Origin of the sequence: Mesorhizobium sp. M0898 (assembly GCF_040319695.1) — a bacterium.
Taxonomy (GTDB): Bacteria; Pseudomonadota; Alphaproteobacteria; order Rhizobiales; family Rhizobiaceae; genus Mesorhizobium.
In genome coordinates this window covers 22,066-39,561 of record NZ_JAMYOE010000036.1, presented here as the reverse complement: position 1 = coordinate 39,561, position 17,496 = coordinate 22,066, and the positions used below count along the sequence as shown (strand labels likewise).

The 17,496-nt window shown below is 60.0% G+C and carries 10 protein-coding genes and 3 pseudogenes; 5 read left to right on the top strand and 8 right to left on the bottom strand.

All coding sequences use genetic code 11. The annotated features are described in order from the left end of the window. The 3 genes from NKH90_RS26965 to NKH90_RS26955 all read right to left on the bottom strand — a co-directional run bounded on the left by NKH90_RS26965 (position 1) and on the right by NKH90_RS26955 (position 4,929). Positions 1–2,316, bottom strand: coding sequence for a class I tRNA ligase family protein (locus tag NKH90_RS26965; RefSeq protein ID WP_352822093.1), 2,316 nt, complete (start codon positions 2,314–2,316; stop codon positions 1–3). 22 nt (positions 2,317–2,338) lie between these two features. Continuing rightward, positions 2,339–3,118, bottom strand: coding sequence for a phytanoyl-CoA dioxygenase family protein (locus tag NKH90_RS26960; RefSeq protein ID WP_352822091.1), 780 nt, complete (start codon positions 3,116–3,118; stop codon positions 2,339–2,341). A gap of 506 nt (positions 3,119–3,624) precedes the next feature. After that, positions 3,625–4,929, bottom strand: coding sequence for a lysine N(6)-hydroxylase/L-ornithine N(5)-oxygenase family protein (locus NKH90_RS26955; RefSeq protein WP_352822089.1), 1,305 nt, complete (start codon positions 4,927–4,929; stop codon positions 3,625–3,627). Between the two features lie 1,570 nt (positions 4,930–6,499). Between NKH90_RS26955 and NKH90_RS26950 the strand changes: the two are divergent. Then, positions 6,500–6,889: pseudogene (locus NKH90_RS26950) on the top strand (prolyl oligopeptidase family serine peptidase); the annotation flags it as partial. A 333-nt stretch (positions 6,890–7,222) separates the two neighbouring features. After that, positions 7,223–8,916 (top strand): annotated as a pseudogene (gene ggt / locus NKH90_RS26945) (gamma-glutamyltransferase). Positions 8,917–9,223: 307 nt separating this feature from the next. Here ggt and NKH90_RS26940 read toward each other — a convergent pair. Next, entirely contained in the window at positions 9,224–9,370 is a 147-nt protein-coding gene (locus NKH90_RS26940) for a hypothetical protein (RefSeq protein ID WP_352822087.1), read from the bottom strand. Positions 9,371–10,352: 982 nt separating this feature from the next. Between NKH90_RS26940 and NKH90_RS26935 the strand changes: the two genes are divergently transcribed. The 3 genes and pseudogenes from NKH90_RS26935 to NKH90_RS26925 all read left to right on the top strand — a co-directional run. Continuing rightward, on the top strand, positions 10,353–12,440 hold the full coding sequence (locus tag NKH90_RS26935; protein ID WP_352822084.1) for a prolyl oligopeptidase family serine peptidase: 2,088 nt from the start codon (positions 10,353–10,355) through the stop codon (positions 12,438–12,440). A 184-nt stretch (positions 12,441–12,624) separates the two neighbouring features. Then, the gene (locus NKH90_RS26930) at positions 12,625–13,305 is read left to right on the top strand and encodes an OmpW/AlkL family protein (RefSeq protein ID WP_352822082.1); all 681 of its coding nucleotides are present in this window, start codon (positions 12,625–12,627) and stop codon (positions 13,303–13,305) included. A 65-nt stretch (positions 13,306–13,370) separates the two neighbouring features. Continuing rightward, positions 13,371–13,567: pseudogene (locus tag NKH90_RS26925) on the top strand (hypothetical protein); the annotation flags it as partial. A 232-nt stretch (positions 13,568–13,799) separates the two neighbouring features. Here the strand turns inward: NKH90_RS26925 and NKH90_RS26920 are convergent. The 4 genes from NKH90_RS26920 to NKH90_RS26905 all read right to left on the bottom strand — a co-directional run bounded on the left by NKH90_RS26920 (position 13,800) and on the right by NKH90_RS26905 (position 17,481). Further along, positions 13,800–14,525, bottom strand: coding sequence for an autoinducer binding domain-containing protein (locus tag NKH90_RS26920; RefSeq protein ID WP_502898882.1), 726 nt, complete (start codon positions 14,523–14,525; stop codon positions 13,800–13,802). A gap of 555 nt (positions 14,526–15,080) precedes the next feature. Further along, positions 15,081–16,136 (bottom strand): GlxA family transcriptional regulator, encoded by a 1,056-nt coding sequence (locus NKH90_RS26915; protein ID WP_352822078.1) that lies wholly within the window; start codon positions 16,134–16,136, stop codon positions 15,081–15,083. Then, on the bottom strand, positions 16,136–17,245 hold the full coding sequence (locus tag NKH90_RS26910) for a mandelate racemase/muconate lactonizing enzyme family protein (protein WP_352822076.1): 1,110 nt from the start codon (positions 17,243–17,245) through the stop codon (positions 16,136–16,138). The genes NKH90_RS26915 and NKH90_RS26910 overlap by 1 nt, the downstream gene beginning before the upstream one ends. 8 nt (positions 17,246–17,253) lie before the next feature. Beyond that, entirely contained in the window at positions 17,254–17,481 is a 228-nt protein-coding gene (locus NKH90_RS26905) for a trimethylamine methyltransferase family protein (RefSeq protein WP_502898881.1), read from the bottom strand. Positions 17,482–17,496: the final 15 nt, after the last annotated feature.

Here is a 17,496-nt window from a genome sequence, read left to right as displayed (position 1 = left end):
TCATAGTGCTTCCTCCTCATCGAGATGAGGATTGCCGGATTTGGCGTAGAACACCAACACGGGCCCGAGATCAAAGCGCGTCCCGGGCGCAAGGCGCTGGACGGACCGGGGCCATGTTTCGGTTGAGACGCCATCGATGCCTCGCGCCAGCGTTCTGGCGAATCGGGGCATCAGCGGAGCGAGTGTCGGTGCCAGGATCGCAGCGGCCGTCGTCTGAAGGGCTAGCGAAGTCCGATTGCGGGCGGGATAGAAACGTCGCGCCGCCGCATAGTCTTGCGCCCGACGGTAGATCACGCAATCGCGCACGAAATCGCAGACCTGAGCGGCCGCGCGCCGGACCGAGAAGCCTTCGTCCGAATAGGCGCGTTCCATCGCCGCGCGATAGATCTCTATCCGAGCAAAGAAGGCGCGGTCGACCGGGCTCCAGTCGCCTGCATCGGGTACACGGCCGGCAAAATCCTGCTTGATTTCCTGGTTCAACGCATCAAGCCAGTTCAGCCAAATCCCTTGGAACACCTCGTTCTCGGTGCGGCGCAGCGCGTCCAGCGTGAAATCGGTCCGCTCACCTTCCGGGCGTGTCAGGCCCAAATGGAGGCGCACGACGTCGACTGTCTTTGGGCTCAGAACCTCCTTGCCCCAGACCGCATGGCGGCAGCTGGTTGAGAACTTCTTGCCGTCGAGCAGGTAGAACTCGTTGACGTGATAGAGGATGCGTGGCGTCCAGTGGGAGAAGACCTCGGCGTAAAGAACGGGGTAGAGTAGCGCGTGGTAGAACGAATTGTCGAAGCCGAAGAAATGGACAATCTGCCAGTCGTTGCCGGGCATCTCCGCCTTCCAGTCGCGACCCAGCAAGCGGCCGAGCGCCTGGATGTTGTAAAGAAAACCGAACGCCATTTCCGGCCAGACCCAGATCACTTGCCCCGGGAACCCTTCGGCCGGCAGGCCCCAGTCCGAGGGATGGGTAATGGGCACTGAAAAGTTGCCGCGTCGGCGTAGGCGCGCGAAGAGATCCAAGATCCGTAGCGGGACGCCCGACGCCCTTAGATGCCGGTCGATATTGTCGTAGCATCGGTCCAAGGCAAGTTCCGGGCGGCGGACGGAGCCGACCAGCGGCGCCTCGGCAGACTGCCGTGACCGGGCTGCACCCAAGTCGTGGCAAAGGTTTGGGGCGCCGCATTCCTCGCAGATGTTGCCACCGGCGGAGCCGCCGCAATCGGGGCAAAGGCCGCTAACATCCGGCTCGTAAAGATAGTGGCCTGTCACACCATCGAAAAGCGCAGGGCTCTGGCGCAGATCTACCGCCGTGCTGCTCAGAAGACTGCGGAAACACGCGGCTTGAAACTCGCCGTAACCGTCATCGCCCATTGTGGGTTGGAAGCTGTGGACGTCACAATCGAGAAGTGCAAGCGTGGCGCGAATCTCGTCGGCGTAGTAGCGCGCCACGTTTGCAGGCGTCGATTGATCGGCGTCGGCGCGTGTCGTGACGTAGCTCTGGTTGTCATCGCTTCCAGTGAGGTGATATGCTTCGACTCCTTTCATGCGCAGGAAACGAGTGTAGACGTCGGCGCCGAAATAGGGGCCAGAAAGATGCCCCAGATGCAGATCGCCATTTGGCGTTGGCGGCGTGGAGAAGACGAAGATCGGCCCGCGTGGAGCCGTGGTGTTTGCAGCGGCATCAAGGGCGGCCTCGCCGTCTCGCCAGTAGACATCGACGAAATCTAGGTCTTTGTTTCCGTCGTTGCGCAGCACATGCGCTTCAAAAGGGTGGAACAGAACGACATCGCCCGCCTCGACCGAGATTTCCCCAAGGTCGGTCCTGACCTTGCCCGATCCTGACAGGATCACGAAGGCCTCGATTTCGTCGTGCCGATGGGGCTCGGATGTAACGCCCGGTGCCACCCTACCGAACGAAAACCCCGTGCCGGCGCTTCCCGTTCCAAGCGTGGCCATGTCGATACCGAACGCGCGCGACAGCCCGGTTCGAGAAAACTTGTGTTTGCGCATGACGAACCTAAGCTGTTGAAGCAGTGGGATCTTCGGCTGCCAACGCAACAGCCTCCCGTGCAATTTGTGGAGAGAAACGGTAGCCCGACCCGTTGGCGGCCCCGGCCAGGATAATGCAGCTCTGGGCCGCCAGGCGGGCGACGAGGGGGGCGCGAGTCGGGCTGTAGGCGTCATAGAAGACCGCCCTGCGACCACCTCCACATCCACGTGCCAAAGCGTCGTAACGGGCTGCGGTCGATGCTCCGCGAGCCCGCAAATCAGAACGCCATACCGTCCGCGCATTTTTGAGCGGTCGATCAGTTTCGTGTGCATGCCTCCGCCTGGCTGCGTGAGCTCAATCGCGATAAAAAATGCCATTTGGGGGCTTGAGATTGTCGAGATCGGCCACTTTGCCCTCGGGCGGGTTAAGGGCGCGCTTAAGCACGTTATATTCAGCGCGGGTCGGTCCACCGGTTGAAGCACGCTGGAACACCAAGTAGAGTGTCCGCCGCGAACGATTGCTTTTGTTCGGTCGTGAGTAGTGCGGTGCGTAATCGTCGAAGATGAAGATGTCGCCAGCCTTCCATACTACGGGTTCCCAGGAGAACATTTCGGCGACTTGAGGATCGATCACCCCACCTGCATCCATGGGAAACACCCCCTTCTTGTGGTTGCCGGGGCTGAAGAAAAGCCCGCCGTTTTCCGGGTCGGAGTCGTCGATGCCTATGGCAACCACCGCATGGACCATCCGGTCGGGGAGTTTGTGTGGAATGTGATAAATGTCTTGATGCGGGAGATAGCCGCCGCTGTCGGGGTAGTGGAAAATAAGCAACTCCTTGAGCCTGCGCGAATCTTCGCCAAGCAAATCATCGACCGCTGACTTTATGCGCTGATCTTCTAAGAGCAAACGACGCAATGGATCATGGAAGTCGAGAAAATTCTCGATCTTGGAGATGATCTTTCGATTGTCCGTCGTCTTCTCGAACCACATGAGCCATTTATCATCGCTGACATCCCAGCGTGACATATCTTCGACAAAAATAGAGATATCTTCCTGAGCCGCCGGAGCGAAGAACCTTTCGAGCCTGACGTATCCGTCTTTCTGCCACTTTTCTCTTTGTGCATCAGTCAACATACGAAAAGCCTCCTGTTGGAAAGACTGGTTGGTCGGACATCCCAATTAGGGCAGTCGGGCGCTGGTCAAGTTGCGGGTCCACAGAGACGGACTCACGTCATGTGGGACGGCGATGCTAAGTGCGTTCCGCTTCGGCGGATATTGCCCGCAGAAGCTCGGCGCGAGACTGCCTATGTCAGGCTCAGCCGGGTCCAGGGGTTCCGTAAACTGGGCCGGATCAATCGCTTCACCCGGTCCAGCCACGACACGCATTGCTAAAGGCCGGCACCATCCGCTGACCGCCGACCCAGCCATGGCCGGCAAGACCACGGCGCTCTTTCGAGTGAGCGACCTGGTACGGTCTTGACAACCGTAGGGGAAATGCACGCCCCCAGAATAATGCGATGCGCCGCTTGGTCCAAGGGCTTGTTCGGTCACGATGATTTCGGAGAAGCCTCCGGCCTTCGGCGCAGCGGAGGCGGACATCATTCCTAGGATGCCACCGCCGATAATCAAAAGTCTACGAGTCATATCCCGCTGCCCATTTCTTCGGCTACGGGGTCGGGCCAGCTCTCGATCCAGGTATGGCTGATGAAGCCCGGATGCTCGGGGTTCGCGCATGGCGCGCGCCCAAGAAGGCTATCGAGGATGCGGCGCGCGCGCCAGGCCAGCAGGCTTAGGTTCGGATCGGCCAGGCCGCGCTGCCCGAGGCTCGCGTTTTGTACGAAGATGCGTCTGTCACCCGGTCCGTCCCAGCTCACCGAAAAATCCTCGCGAATAGCTAATTCATTGTCGATCTGCTCCAGCCGGTGCGCGATGGGTGCCAAGAAGTCTGGCACCGCGTTCTCGTAACCGGTGGCCAGGATGACGATGTCAGCCGTGACTTCTTCGACCTCGTCCATGCCGTGCTGCAGGGTCAGTCTGTGACCCGCGCCGGCGTTGATGCAGTGCGAGACGGTGCAGCCCGGCCGCAGTGTGATGTCGCATCGGTTTGGCTCGAAAAATGCGTGGCGGTACAGCGCCTGATAGATCGCGCGCAATGTACTTTCCGAAATGCCGTCCGAGGCAAGCACGAAACGCCGCAGGAGCAGCTTGCGCTGCGACTCGCTCATCGCCGCGAAACGATCCGAAAAGCAGGGCATGAACAACTCGTTTGTGAACGGGCTGTCGTCGAGAGGCAGGTAGTTCTCACGCTGCGAGACCCAAGTGATCGAGGCAGGCCGCCGTTCTTTCGGCAGGCCGACAAGGTGCAACATCACCTCGGCTCCCGACTGGCCTCCGCCAACCACGCAGACATGCTTTCTCCGCACCTCAGGATGGATGTGCAATAAAACAGATGAGTGGAACAGGTTGCGTCCAGTCCAGCCCTGAAACTGAGGCGGAATTTGCGCCTGCTTGCCAATGCCGACCACGACGTTTCTGGCGCCGAGAACCGCCTTATCCGTTCGCACCCGAAACTCGCCGTCAAAGCGGGTTTCGTGCACGGTCTCGCCGCCACGGACAAGTGGGTTCCTGTGGAAGGCCCAGTTCAGGTACTGCTCAAACTCAGCTCTGAACACAGCCTCGAACTGTGCGTTCAGGAAGTGGTACAGACGCCCGTTCTCGTACAGGTAGTTTACGAAAGTGTAGGCTGATCGCGGATTCACCAGCGTGACCAGATCCTTGAAGTGGCTCACCTGGAGCTCCGAGGAATCGAATGCGATGCCTGGATGCCAGCGGAAGTCGACCTGCCGATCCAGGAACAGTGCCCCTTGCCCAACTTGCTCGTGTATCTGACACGCAAGGCTCAAATTGGACGGCCCAGCACCGACTCCAACGCAAGATAACTCCACTTGCTTTCCTCCTATAGAATCTTCCCACTAGGCGGCTTGTTCGCGGCTAGTATCGGCCATAGCCATTGGGCCCCTCGCGGACGTTTTCGAGCCCCGGTCCCGACCGAATTTGCGAGAATTTGTCCAGCGCGTTCGGGTAGTCGAATGTGGACCCCAGCATTCCAGCGCGGTGACAATCGACGGGTCATGCCCGCGACGTGGGGCAACGACGTATGTCCTTTCCGCCCGTCTGGATGCCCGCGTCGCGGTCACGCGAGACGCTTTCCAGGCCCATTAAGGTGTTTGAGGCCGGCGCAATCGCCCGCCTCAACCATGACGCGTAGGCCTTTCGGCGGCTTGATGGCAGGCGAGAGCGCGGTTTTCAGTGCGGTGACGGCATTTTCCGTTCGCATTATCATGGACGACCTCTCGCTGATGCATTCGCAGAATCCCGTGCATAGGCCGTGCCAGAGAAGGAAACCCTTATTAACAACGGGTTGGTGGATTTGCGATCCTGTCGGAAATCTGACATTGAGGGGACGCCTACCGGCGGCGCCCGATTTGCACGTCCCTGTCGTCTTTTCCGAATAGCTAGTCGGGCACCTTCTGCACCAGAATACTTCTCTCATGGAGACCAGCACGAAGTCTTCGTGAACCGACAGTGCAGAACCTGTGTCTCTGCCGGACAGATCGCGATATGCCTTCTCCCATCGAGGTCGACAGTTGCAAGAGCTGCCAGATCCTTCGCCCTATCGTGCCGTTGCACTGGCTCGATCCCGACATCCTCGGAGGCCGCGATCATGAAGGGCGACGCAATCTCGTGTCCGCCGCGAGGCCTCTCTCATGGGAAAGCAATTCTCTATGTTGGTGTCGGATCGATGCTCTTGATGAGATGGTTGCGGATGGCCGCATGCCCAGACCTGAGCGCATCAATGATTGTGCGATCTGGGACCTTCACCAACTGGATTATCGAATCTCTGTAAAGATAGCCGGAAGACAATTGCGTTATGACCACTCTGCCGGTTCAAAAAGCACGTGCGCCATTCGGTCCCTGCGACTCAATCCAGGCGGAGGGATGAGGCCGCAAAGCAGTCTTTTGCGCGCCGCGCCGGTGGCCCAGGATGGAGCCATCGTAAACGCAGTTATTCGATGATCGCCGCCGCGGAGTCCTCAGGCTGTGCCGCGCCCGACACCGGCGACGTAGTGGTCGTCGATCGCCCCGTCGCCGATGTCGATCCGAAGCTCGGCCAGTTTCGCAGTGAGCTTCACTGCTTATTCCACAGTGCCCACCGAGCTCGCACAGGAGGTCCTATCAGGCCGTCACGGCTGCATTCGTTGTCGGATCTTCGACGATGTCGGAGATGAGACACAGCGCCATCAGGGTGATCGCGTTGTTCTGAATGATTTTCTCACTTGGCACGACACCTGCAACGCAGTCCTCAAAACGCGCTGCGGCACGGACAGAGGAGAAATCATCCCATGATCATACCCGCCGAACATGCGGTCGCCGCCGCGAAAACAAAGCTCTCCCGAGCCTAAGGAGAACCTTGAAATTGTTTCCAGTCGACATCATTCTTCGCGTTATCCTGAGATGACCGCATTCGATTTCCGCCCAACGCTGAATGCTCGCGACGATGACCCCTATCTTTGGCTAGAAAATGTTGAAGGCGAACGGGCACTTGCCTGGGCCGCCAGCCAGTCGGCCAGAACCCTGGGGCACTTCGGCGTAACGCGGTTCGATCGCGACCACGACGCTCTGACAGCGATTTTCGATCGTCCTGACAGGATCCCCTTGAGCAGGCGCCGCAGCCAGTACCTTTACAATTTTTGGCAAGATGCCCGAAATCCGCGCGGACTGTGGCGCCGGACCACCCTTGCCGCCTACATGAAAGTTGATCCCCAGTGGGAGCTACTGCTCGCTCTGGACGCCCTCGCCGCTAGCGACGGAGAGGACTGGATTTGGGGCGGCGCGAGCGCAGATTTGCCATCCTCTTTGAACCAGCCGACAGGCGCTCCCTGCAGTCATTCTTCTGGAATAACGGGAAGCTCATTATCTCCTACCTCGTCAACCTCGATCCGAGTTTCGACATGTTCGCCCCGACCGCCAGGAATGGACGCGCCGAGCGCTCACCGTGCCCGCCGAAGCTTCTCCTATGAGACCTCAATGCCGCGCCGCCTTTCGGCCGAGGCCGCTCACCGCTTCGCCGCGCGTTCTGCTGCACGTTCGCAATCCCCGCTGACGCATGGCGGAGTGTCGAAAGATTAACAACGTCACTGTGTCGCTATTTGCAGGTCCGTAGAGGGAGGTTGATTGATGCGGCATACTGGCTGGCGCTCTCATGCGGGCGCGACCTTCACTTGTGAGAAACAACCGGTGACCGGTTCGCGTGGCATGGTGGTAACCAATCACCCGCTCGCTTCCGCCGCGGGGGCGGAAATGCTCGCCGCCGGCGGCAACGCGATCGACGCTGCCATCGCGGCCTTGTTCACCCTTTCGGTCGTCGAGGCGATGATGGTGGGAGTGCTGGGTGGCGGCATAGCGCATATCCGCCTCGCAAATGGAACGCATCATGTGCTTGACGGCATGAGCACCGCACCACTCGCGACCGGCCCCACCACCTACACGCCTGATCCGAAGGCTGCGCCCGGCACGATGGACGCGGTCGGCCGCCGGAACGCAATTGGCCCCACCGCCGTCGCCACACCCGGCAATCTGCGGGGCTGGTGCGAGGCGCTGCGGCGATTCGGTACTTTCTCTTTGGCCGACGTCATTGAGCCCGCGATCCGTCATGCCTCGCGCGGCTTTCGCGTCACTCCCTATCTACAGGAATGCGTCTCCGAGTCGGCGGCCGATCTCGCGCGCGATACCGAAATCGCAAAACTATATCTGCCGGGCGGCATGCCGATCCAGCCCGGGACCCGCCTTGTCACTGGCGATTATGCCGAGACGCTGCGATCGATCGGCTGCAAGGGGCCGGACATCCTGTATGGCGGCGAACTGGGACGTCACTATGCGGAGCACATCGCGCAGAAAGAGGGCTTTCTGAGACTCGAGGACCTGACGGGCTATGGCACCGTCGATCGCGAGCCGCTACGCGGGGTTTATCGCGGCTATGAGGTCGTCGGGCCGCCGCCGCCATCGTTCGGTCCTCTGCACATCATTCAGATGTTCAATATCGTGGAGGGTTACGACATCGGCACGCTTGGCTACGGAACGCCGGACACGCTGCACCTGCTGGCCGAAGTGCTGAAGATCGCTTTCGCTGACAGGGCCGCGGCGTCCGTCTATCCGGGGTTCGTCCAGGAGCCGATGGGCAAGCTGCTGTCCAAGGGCTATGCAGCGGAGCGCCGGGCTCGCATCACAATGGACCGCGCCCAGTCATGGAGCGCAGGGGTGGCACCAAACGAAGGTGCGCATACCACTCACCTGACAGTTGCGGATGGGTTCGGCAACGTCGTCGCCAGCACGCAGACGATCTGCTCCCTTTTCGGCGCCAGCTACATCGTGCCGGGCACCGGCATGATCCCGAACAACTACATGTCCTCATTCGATCCGCATCCGGGCCGCGCCAGCTCGGTCGCACCCGGCAAGCGCGTGACCTCGTCGATGTCTCCGGTGATGGTACTGCACGACGGTAGGCTACGCTACGCGATCGGGCTGCCTGGCGGGCTGCGCATGTTCCCCTCGGTAATGCAAGCGCTGTCGAACCTGATCGATCATGGCATGAGCGTGCAAGAGGCGGTGGAGGCGCCGCGGCTTTGGACGCGCGGCTATGGGGTGAAGGTCGAGGCTTCGGTGCCGGAAGGCGTGCTCGCGGCATTGCGCGACCGCGGTCACGATGTGGCGACGGTTAACAGCGTTGGCTGCGGCATGAGTCGATTCAGTTCGATGCGGACGGCACGATGACCGGCGCCGCGTGCTGGCGGGCCGACGGCACGCCGATCGGTCTCGGCGGCGGATTGGCGCGGCGTGGAGCGAGGTTCAGTCCGGACCAGGCGCGGGGTTGAGCGCGGCCGGCGTCTGGCCGCTCCGGCGCGCCGACGATCAGGTGATCTGCATGCAAAGTAGCACATGTCGAAGAGGCGCCTCCTGAAAGTTCTTCACGTCTGCCCAGAACGATCGCACGAAGCGGGTCTCGCGCGCGCTCTGGGACACTGCCCCCCGTCATCGGAAGCCTCTTTGCCCTATATCGATGGGAGGAGACTTAATGAGCGACCTCGCCACCGCGCTGGCCACCGCACTTTGCGCGACAGGCTGGCTGACCGGTGCGGATGTGGACCCGCCCAAACGCGATTGGCTGAACGTGCGACGCGGTCACATCCGTCCGCCAAGAGCACGGGCGCACTCGACAAGACCATATTGACGCCGCCGACTCTCATGGTTGTTGGCAGGCTGGTCGACGGTCGATTGGCGGATGTAGATAAAGGCGCCGCGCGCCAGGTGGTCAGACGTGATCTTCATCGCCGGCCTCCGTCGCTGCAGCTGCGCCGCATGCTTCCGACAGAAGCGCACTCACCAGTGCCACAGCTTCGTCCGCTCGGCCGGTGCTATCGGCGCCGATGTGGTCTTACGGTGACAGGATTGACGATGCTTCATGCTTGTCTCCTCCTTCGCAACGGGAATCGTCGCGTAGCAAGCTTAGACAGGCGTCGAGCATCAGACGAAGTTCGCGCGGATTCGTCAGTGGCAGACGGGGACTCTCCGTCACAATCATCGCCTCCGCACATCGTCCGTCATCCAGATCGGCAACTGTACCAGCGTGCTGTCAGACTGGCAGATGATCAGAGCGAAGACCTCGCCACCATGGCGATTGCGCCCGGCAACAATAACCGCTTCCCCGTAACGCGGATGAATCGATAGCGGATAGTCGCTTCACGCGACTGATAGCGGGCATTATGAAGTTGTTGCACCATGCCGGGAACGCTCATCAGCCGCCGACAGACCTCTTCCTGGCGACTAGAGTACGTCCTGACCGAGATACTTCAGAGCCTCGTCTTGCATATCTGACGGGCAGACCGCAGGCCAAGTTGCCATAGGGACCAGTCGCATGCGTCCGTTCGAACGCAGAAAACCGGAATGCTAGCTTGGCTTGCACAACCCCAGTTTCGCAGTGAGCTTCACTGCTTATTTCGCAGTGCCCACCGAGCTCGCACAGGAGGTCCTATCAGGCCGTCACGGCTGCATTCGTTGTCGGATCTTCGACGATGTCGGAGATAAGACACAGCGCCATCAGGGTGATCGCGTTGTTCTGAATGATTTTCTCACTTGGCACGACACCTGCAACGCAGTCCTCAAAACGCGCTGCGGCACGGACAGAGGAGAAATCATCCCATGATCATACCCGCCGAACATGCGGTCGCCGCCGCGAAAACAAAGCTCTCCCGAGCCTAAGGAGAACCTTGAAATTGTTTCCAGTCGACATCATTCTTCGCGTTATCCTGAGATGACCGCATTCGATTTCCGCCCAACGCTGAATGCTCCCGACGATGACCCCTATCTTTGGCTAGAAAATGTTGAAGGCGAACGGGCACTTGCCTGGGCCGCCAGCCAGTCGGCCAGAACCCTGGGGCACTTCGGCGTAACGCGGTTCGATCGCGACCACGACGCTCTGACAGCGATTTTCGATCGTCCTGACAGGATCCCCTTGAGCAGGCGCCGCAGCCAGTACCTTTACAATTTTTGGCAAGATGCCCGAAATCCGCGCGGACTGTGGCGCCGGACCACCCTTGCCGCCTACATGAAAGTTGATCCCCAGTGGGAGCTACTGCTCGCTCTGGACGCCCTCGCCGCTAGCGACGGAGAGGACTGGATCTGGGGCGGCGCGTCCCTTGAGCCGGAGAGACGGGAAAGAGCCGTTCTGCGCCTGTCGCGCGGCGGCAGCGACGCGGTCGTGCATCGCGAATTCGATCTGGGATCTCTTAGCTTTGTCGCCGACGGTTTCAACCTCGCGGAGGCCAAGGGCGAGGTTAATTGGCTCGACCCTGACACGCTTCTGCTTTCTAGTGCGTTTGGTGATGGCATGGCCACCCGTTCCGGCTACGCGCGCACCGTGCGGCTGTGGAAGCGTGGCGCGGATCCGCTCACCGCGCCCGTAATCTTCGAGACCGGTTCCGAATCTCTCGGCGTGGTCTGCCGTCTCGACCGCACCGCCGAGAGCGAGCGCCTCTGGTTCATCGAGCAGTCGACCTTCTTTGAGAAGATCGGCAGAATCGGCGACAGGAGCGGGCCGAAGATGCAGATCGACCTTCCTCGGGACGCCTGGTGGAGCGGCTTCGGCGACTGGCTGGCGATAAAGCCGCGCAAGCCATGGACAGTGAGAGGGATGACCCATGCCGCGGACGCGCTGATCGGCATCTCGCTTTCCTCCTTCATCGCCGGCGAGCGCAGTTTTGCCATCTTCTTTGAACCAGCCGACAGGCGCTCCCTGCAGTCATTCTTCTGGAATAACGGGAAGCTCATTATCTCCTACCTCGTCAACCTCGATCCGAGTTTCGACATGTTCGCCCCCGACCGCCAGGAATGGACGCGCCGAGCGCTCACCAAGCCCGCCGAAGGGACTATTCACCTTCGGTCGCTCGATGCGGAACGTCACGAGAGCAATGGAGAGGTCCTCTTTTCGGCTCAGGGCCCGATCACGCCTCGGAAGCTTCTCCTACTAGACCTCAACGTCTCGCCGCCTCTTGGCGCTCCAGTAATCCTGAAGCGCAACCCAGAGAATTTCGACGCATCCGGGCTGGAGGCCACGCGCCACGAGGCAGTCTCGACCGATGGGGCGATGATCCCCTATACGCACGTCGGTCCGGCGAACGGGAACGGGGATGCCCCGGTTCACCTCACCGCCTACGGCGTGCACGGCAAATCGGTCCTGCCCCACTACAACTCCTCCCTCGGCAAGCTGTGGCTCGAACGCGGCGGCACGTTCGTGGTGGCGAACATTCGGGGCGGCGGCGAGTTCGGCAGCCGTTGGCACGAGGCCGGGCGCAGGAAGGGCAAGCGTCTCGCCCATGACGATTTCGCCGCCGTTGCCGTCGACCTCGTGCGAAGGGGCATTACGATGCCGAGGCGGATTGCCGCCGAGGGCGTCTCGAATGGCGGCCTTCTGATCGCCAATTTGCTTACCCGCTATCCTGAGAGTTTCGGCGCGCTGTTCTGCAAAACGCCGCTTGTCGACATGCGCCGCTACACCAAGCTTTTGGCGGGCGCGAGCTGGATTGACGAATATGGCGATCCCGACAAGCCGGAGGAATGGATTTTCCTAAAGGAAATCTCCGCCTATCACGCCGCAACGCCGGGACAACACTATCCGCCGATCCTGCTCGCCACCACGAAGCGGGACGACCGCGTCCACCCGGGCCACGGGCGTAAGATGGCCGCAAAGCTGCAGGCTCTTGGCTATCCCGCTTACTTCTATGAGCCCGGCGCGGGCGGGCACGGCTACGGCAAGAACAATCGAGAGCGGGCCCCATTCATTGCCTTGGGCACCAATTTCCTTCGCAGTGCGATCGGTTGGCAAGCCGATGGCGTTCGATAGGTGGGCGGGACCAGACAAGAGCAACGTTTCTATAAGTGAGTACAGGTCGATGATTGCGAGCACGGCGCAAATAACGTGTGCGCGGCCCACGCAAACTGCGCATGAGCGCTCCGCCAATCTCACGCAATCGAGCAAGACTTTCGTAGTCCACTGCATCATTTCTAAACAGCAAGGAGAGAATATCATGGCGAGAAACCAAATGCGCGCGGCACGGGGAGTAACAGCGGCCGTTGTCCTCATCGTGATGGGACAGCAGGCCATCGCGGCGGACCTTGCGCAAGCGGCGAGCGTCCCGCAGGCGGGAGCGCCAAGCCCTTGGCAGATCCGCCTGCGTGCTTTGGGGGTCGTCACTGAGGATTCTGGCTACGTACATGCAGTGCCCGGCTCCGGTCTTTCCTATTCGGACACTGTGACGCCGGAACTCGATATCTCCTATTTCTTCACGGGCAACATCGCCGCCGAGCTTATCCTCGGCACCACCTACGCCAACATCGAGGGCCAAGGAGCGATCGGCGCGCTGGGCAATATCGGTAAACTTTGGCTGCTGCCGCCCACGCTCACATTGCAGTATCATTTTACCGATTTCGGCGCGTTCAAGCCCTATGTAGGCGCCGGCGTGAACTACACGATTTTCTATAACCAGGGTGCCGGCAGTGCCGATGCTCTCAAGGTCAAGAATACGTTCGGCACCGCGCTGCAGGTCGGATTCGACTACATGGTGGATCAGCACTGGGGTGTTAACTTCGACGTGAAGAAGCTGTTCCTCAAGCCAGACTTCGACGTAACGGTCGACGGCGCGAAGCTGACGGGAAAGGCGGAGCTCGATCCCTGGTTGATAGGCGCAGGTGTCACCTACCGCTTCTGATGCGCAACGCGAAGGCGGGCTGCTGACAGCCGATCTGAAATGAAGGGCGCCTCGGGCGCCCTTTCACGGCATATGATAAAGCGCATTTCACGACTTACCTAGACGCCTTCGCCGATGATGCGAGCGAAGAAGAGATGGCCCACGTCTCTTCGGCATCGATCCCGCACGCGAACCGGAGCGCGCCAGGAAGGCTCTTCGTAGTCATCTTGACCGTGCGAACTGGATGGTCACAACTGGCTACAAGGAATTGTTCGCCGGCTGAACAATCCCGCTGTGCCGCTCCGTTTCGCCTTTCAAGCAAGGAAACGCTCCTGAAAACGCAGTTTCGCAGAGGGTTCATTGCATGTAGTTCGTTGGCAAAGTCACCGTACATCGGGTGCAATAAGTTGCAGCATGATGGCGTCTGGGAAGGAATGGCCCTGCATTGGAGGCGAATGGCCAGCCGAAACACGCCTGTGTTCATGCTGAGGACGACCAAAGACGTATTCAGTTTCTCAGAGGATTGAAGATCGTGAGGAGGCCAGCAGGGCTACAGCCTGGTCTTTGGTGTGCACGCCGAGCTTCTTCTTCGCATTGTCGAGGTGGAAAGCGACGGTGCGCGGTTTGACGCCCAAGATGCAGCCCATAGCCCAGGCGGACTTTCCGCGCGCCGCCCATTGCAGACATTCATATTCACGAGGTGTCAACGAAACGCCGTCCACTGTTCGATTGCCGGACAGCTTTCGACGAGCATAAATGTGAAAAAATGTCGCCATGAGTTGGAGCGCCTGTTCATATCGCTCAGCAACGCGCAGGAATGCGGAATTGGGCTTATCAGCGGCAAAAGTCATCGCTGCAACACAGCCTCTACGATCGATAATCGGGATCGTCAAACCGCAGCGGATGCTGAACTGGGCCGCCTCATCAAAAAGCTTCTGTTGAGCCGGCGACATCTCAACGCCACGCAAATCCGATCCCCATGGAAACGGGCAGCCGCCACACCGCGCACGCATGATGACGGGATCGACTTTCTGATACTGGTTTTGCAGATAGTGCGCGGTCCAGGGAGGCGGATAATTCGAGATCAGCTTGGGCTCGTCACAAGATTGCAATGGCAACGCCAAATAGGCAAAGGTGAGTAGATCAAGTGCTGTGGCCGCCCCGGCCATGGCATCCCGGAAATCTGTTTCATCGACACTCTCCGACAGCTTTTCCACAAATGTCTCGAAGAGAAGCGGCATCTTCTTCGTCATTGTCCTGACTCGATTCCTCCATCCCTCTACTGCGCGCCACCCTGATCTGGAGACCCGGCCAACCCAGGCCGCACAACTGCGGCCCGGTTTTGCAGGCAGTGGCCGGGCTGACCGTCGTTACAAAATAAGACGGAGCTTGCATGATCTTCGCACCCGGCGTCGCCAACCGCAGCTGCGCTGGACTGTTTGAACGGCCATCACCGAGAAGCTACAGCATCTTCCCAACGCAATAGTGCAATCAGAGAATCAGAGAGGTTCTTGGGGCGAAATGAAATCCGCCGCCCTCGCATCATGCAATCGTGAGAAGTCATCCTGCGCCACCATGATCGGGGCCGTATCGAAGCCGTGATCAATCCAATGGCTGCCGCGTGAACGTCGGTCGACACGGAAGGGGACAACGGACAGGCGCATCTCGCCGCTTTGAGCGCTATGATCCGGACGTATTGTTGCGCCGCTTTCTGATTGTTGGTGGGCAGATCGACTCCAAACATTTGGCATGGATAGAGGTGCCGCTGTTCTCCGCTAAATCCAAATACCAATCTATCATCTTAAGCCGGGCCCAACCCAAGCCGGCACTATCGCTCGACACTGCTGCGGCGACATTCCATTGAAGGCTCTGAAGCATTTTGCGAAGTGCGAAGCAGACGTAAACCCGCAGGCCATGGCAATGTCGATAATGGGCATCCGCGTGCCTTCGATCAGGCGCTTCGCATGGTCTGTGCGAATCCGGAGATAGTGGCGCACCGGCGGAAGTCGGACATGGGAAGCGAACAAGCGTTCCAGCTGGCGCCGCGATACTCCGGCCTGTTGTGCAACCTCTTCCATTGTCAGCGGGAACTCCACGTTTTCTTCCATGATCCGCATTGCCATCAAGAGCTTGTCGCTCACGCCGGCAAAGGCCAGACCTGACGGCCCGGTCTGGCGGTTCGATCCTGAGCGCTGACCTTGGACAGTCGCGTGGCGGCAGACCTCCTGTGCAATGTACCCGCCGGCATGGCTGCCGATCAGATCCACCGCCAAGTCGAAAGCTGCCAGTTCTCCTGCGCAGGTTGAATACTGGCCGTCCTTGACAAACAAGGAATCGCTTATGCGGGGCTGGTTGAACACTTCGGCGAAAGCAGCGAGCCGCGACCAGTGTATCGTGCAGCGTGTGCCTGCCAGAAGGCCCGTCCGAGCGAGCAGCCACGTCGCTGTCCCAACCGCAGATATCGGCACCGCGCGGCGCGCCATCGTTCGGAGAAATCCGTTGAGTTCAGGCGTCAGTTGCTGTTCTACCAGCTCGCCCGTCACGATAGCGAGCTGGTTCGGTCTGCGATCGTCCGAGCCGCAAACCAGCTCGTCTATCGCGACATCAACGGCAACCGAAAGGCCGTTGGCGCCCTCGATTGGCCGAGCATCAAGCCCCGCGATTCGCCACCGGAACAGCGGCAGCCTGGATACCGTGTTGGCGATGCGAAAAGGTTCGATATAGGCGTGAAGCGCCAGGTGCGAGAACCCGGGTAACAAAAGAACCACTAAGTCAAACGGTCGATCGGCCGCCTCCGAAATATTCGGCGTGGCCAATGACGTCATTGCGATTATATTGGCGGGCGCGTTCACTAGGATCTGTACGTGACTACCGGCTCACCGAACATGCCGGGTTCCGGTTTGATGCCGAGGCCTGGCAGTTGCGGTACGGCGATGTGACCATTTTCGATGACGATCGGATTCTTCGCGTCAAAATGCCCTTCGATATATTCCTGCGCGATCCAGGCGCCCTCAAAACGCCGCGGCTCCACAGTGGAAGCCAAGTGCACGCAAGCCGCCGCGATTATGTCGCCACCCCATGCGTCATCACAGCTGTGCGGTAACGAGCGGATGGCGCAAAGGTCACGCATCGTCGCCATTTTGGTGAGGCCGCCGAGACGGGTGACCTTGGAGCCGAAGCCATCCGCGATGCCGAGGGAGATCGCCCTGAGTACTGCGTTCTGATCTTCGGTGTTCTCATCCAGATAGATCGGATGCGTGACCCTGCCCTTCAGAGTGGCGACCTCCTGCATAGTGTTGCAGGGCTGCTCGAAAACAAAGGGGATTGCCTGGCATAACCGATCGAGATGGATGGCGGCAGCGACCGTGAGGCCTCTGTTACCGTCTACCGCGATGCGCGACCTGTATCCGACCGCCTCCCAAACCTTATGGACCGTCGCCGCGTCCTCTTCGAGATCTTTTCCCGAGATCTTCACCTGAAGCCGCAGATACCCCGCCTTCACCTTCTCGGCAGCAATCCGAGCCGTCTCCTCTGGCGGGCCGACGATAAGCGAATAGTAGGCCGGAACACGGTCGGTCAGGGCGCCGCCCAAGAGGGTTGAAACCGGGACGCGCAGCTTCTGGCCGAGGAGATCCAGAAAGGCCATATCCAAGGCCGCCTTGGCATAGCCATGCCCGTTCAAGCGCTCGTCCATGCGTTTGGCAAGAAGCCCGATGGAGGCAATCTCCGCGCCAATAAGACCTGGCGCGATTTCGGCAATCGCCGCGCGTGCGCCGAGTGCATGATGCGGCTGATAAACCGGCCCGACCGGGCAGGTTTCGCCCCAGCCAGTCAGCCCCTCATCGGTCACAAGCTCGACAAGGGTGCTGTCAAGCGCGTCGACATCGTCGCTTGCCATTCGATAGGTGCCACCTTTAACAGGCAGCTGGACCTTATAGACGTTGATCTGGTCAATGCGCATGAGGATGCTCAGTATTCCTCATTGAGCGCGTCGACAGCGGGGATTTCCCGCGAGCGACGGTCGATATACGCGCGCAATTCCTCGTCCTTCGCGACGTCGAGCTTAGGTTCTTCATATTCGGCCAGAAGGCGGCGCGCATGCTCGAGGGCACGTTGCTTGATGTCCTTGGAGCCATCAGCGTACCACTGCTCGACCGAGTTATTGTCGAAGATCCTATGGGGATGGAAGGCGACCAGCGCTCTGCCAGAGTG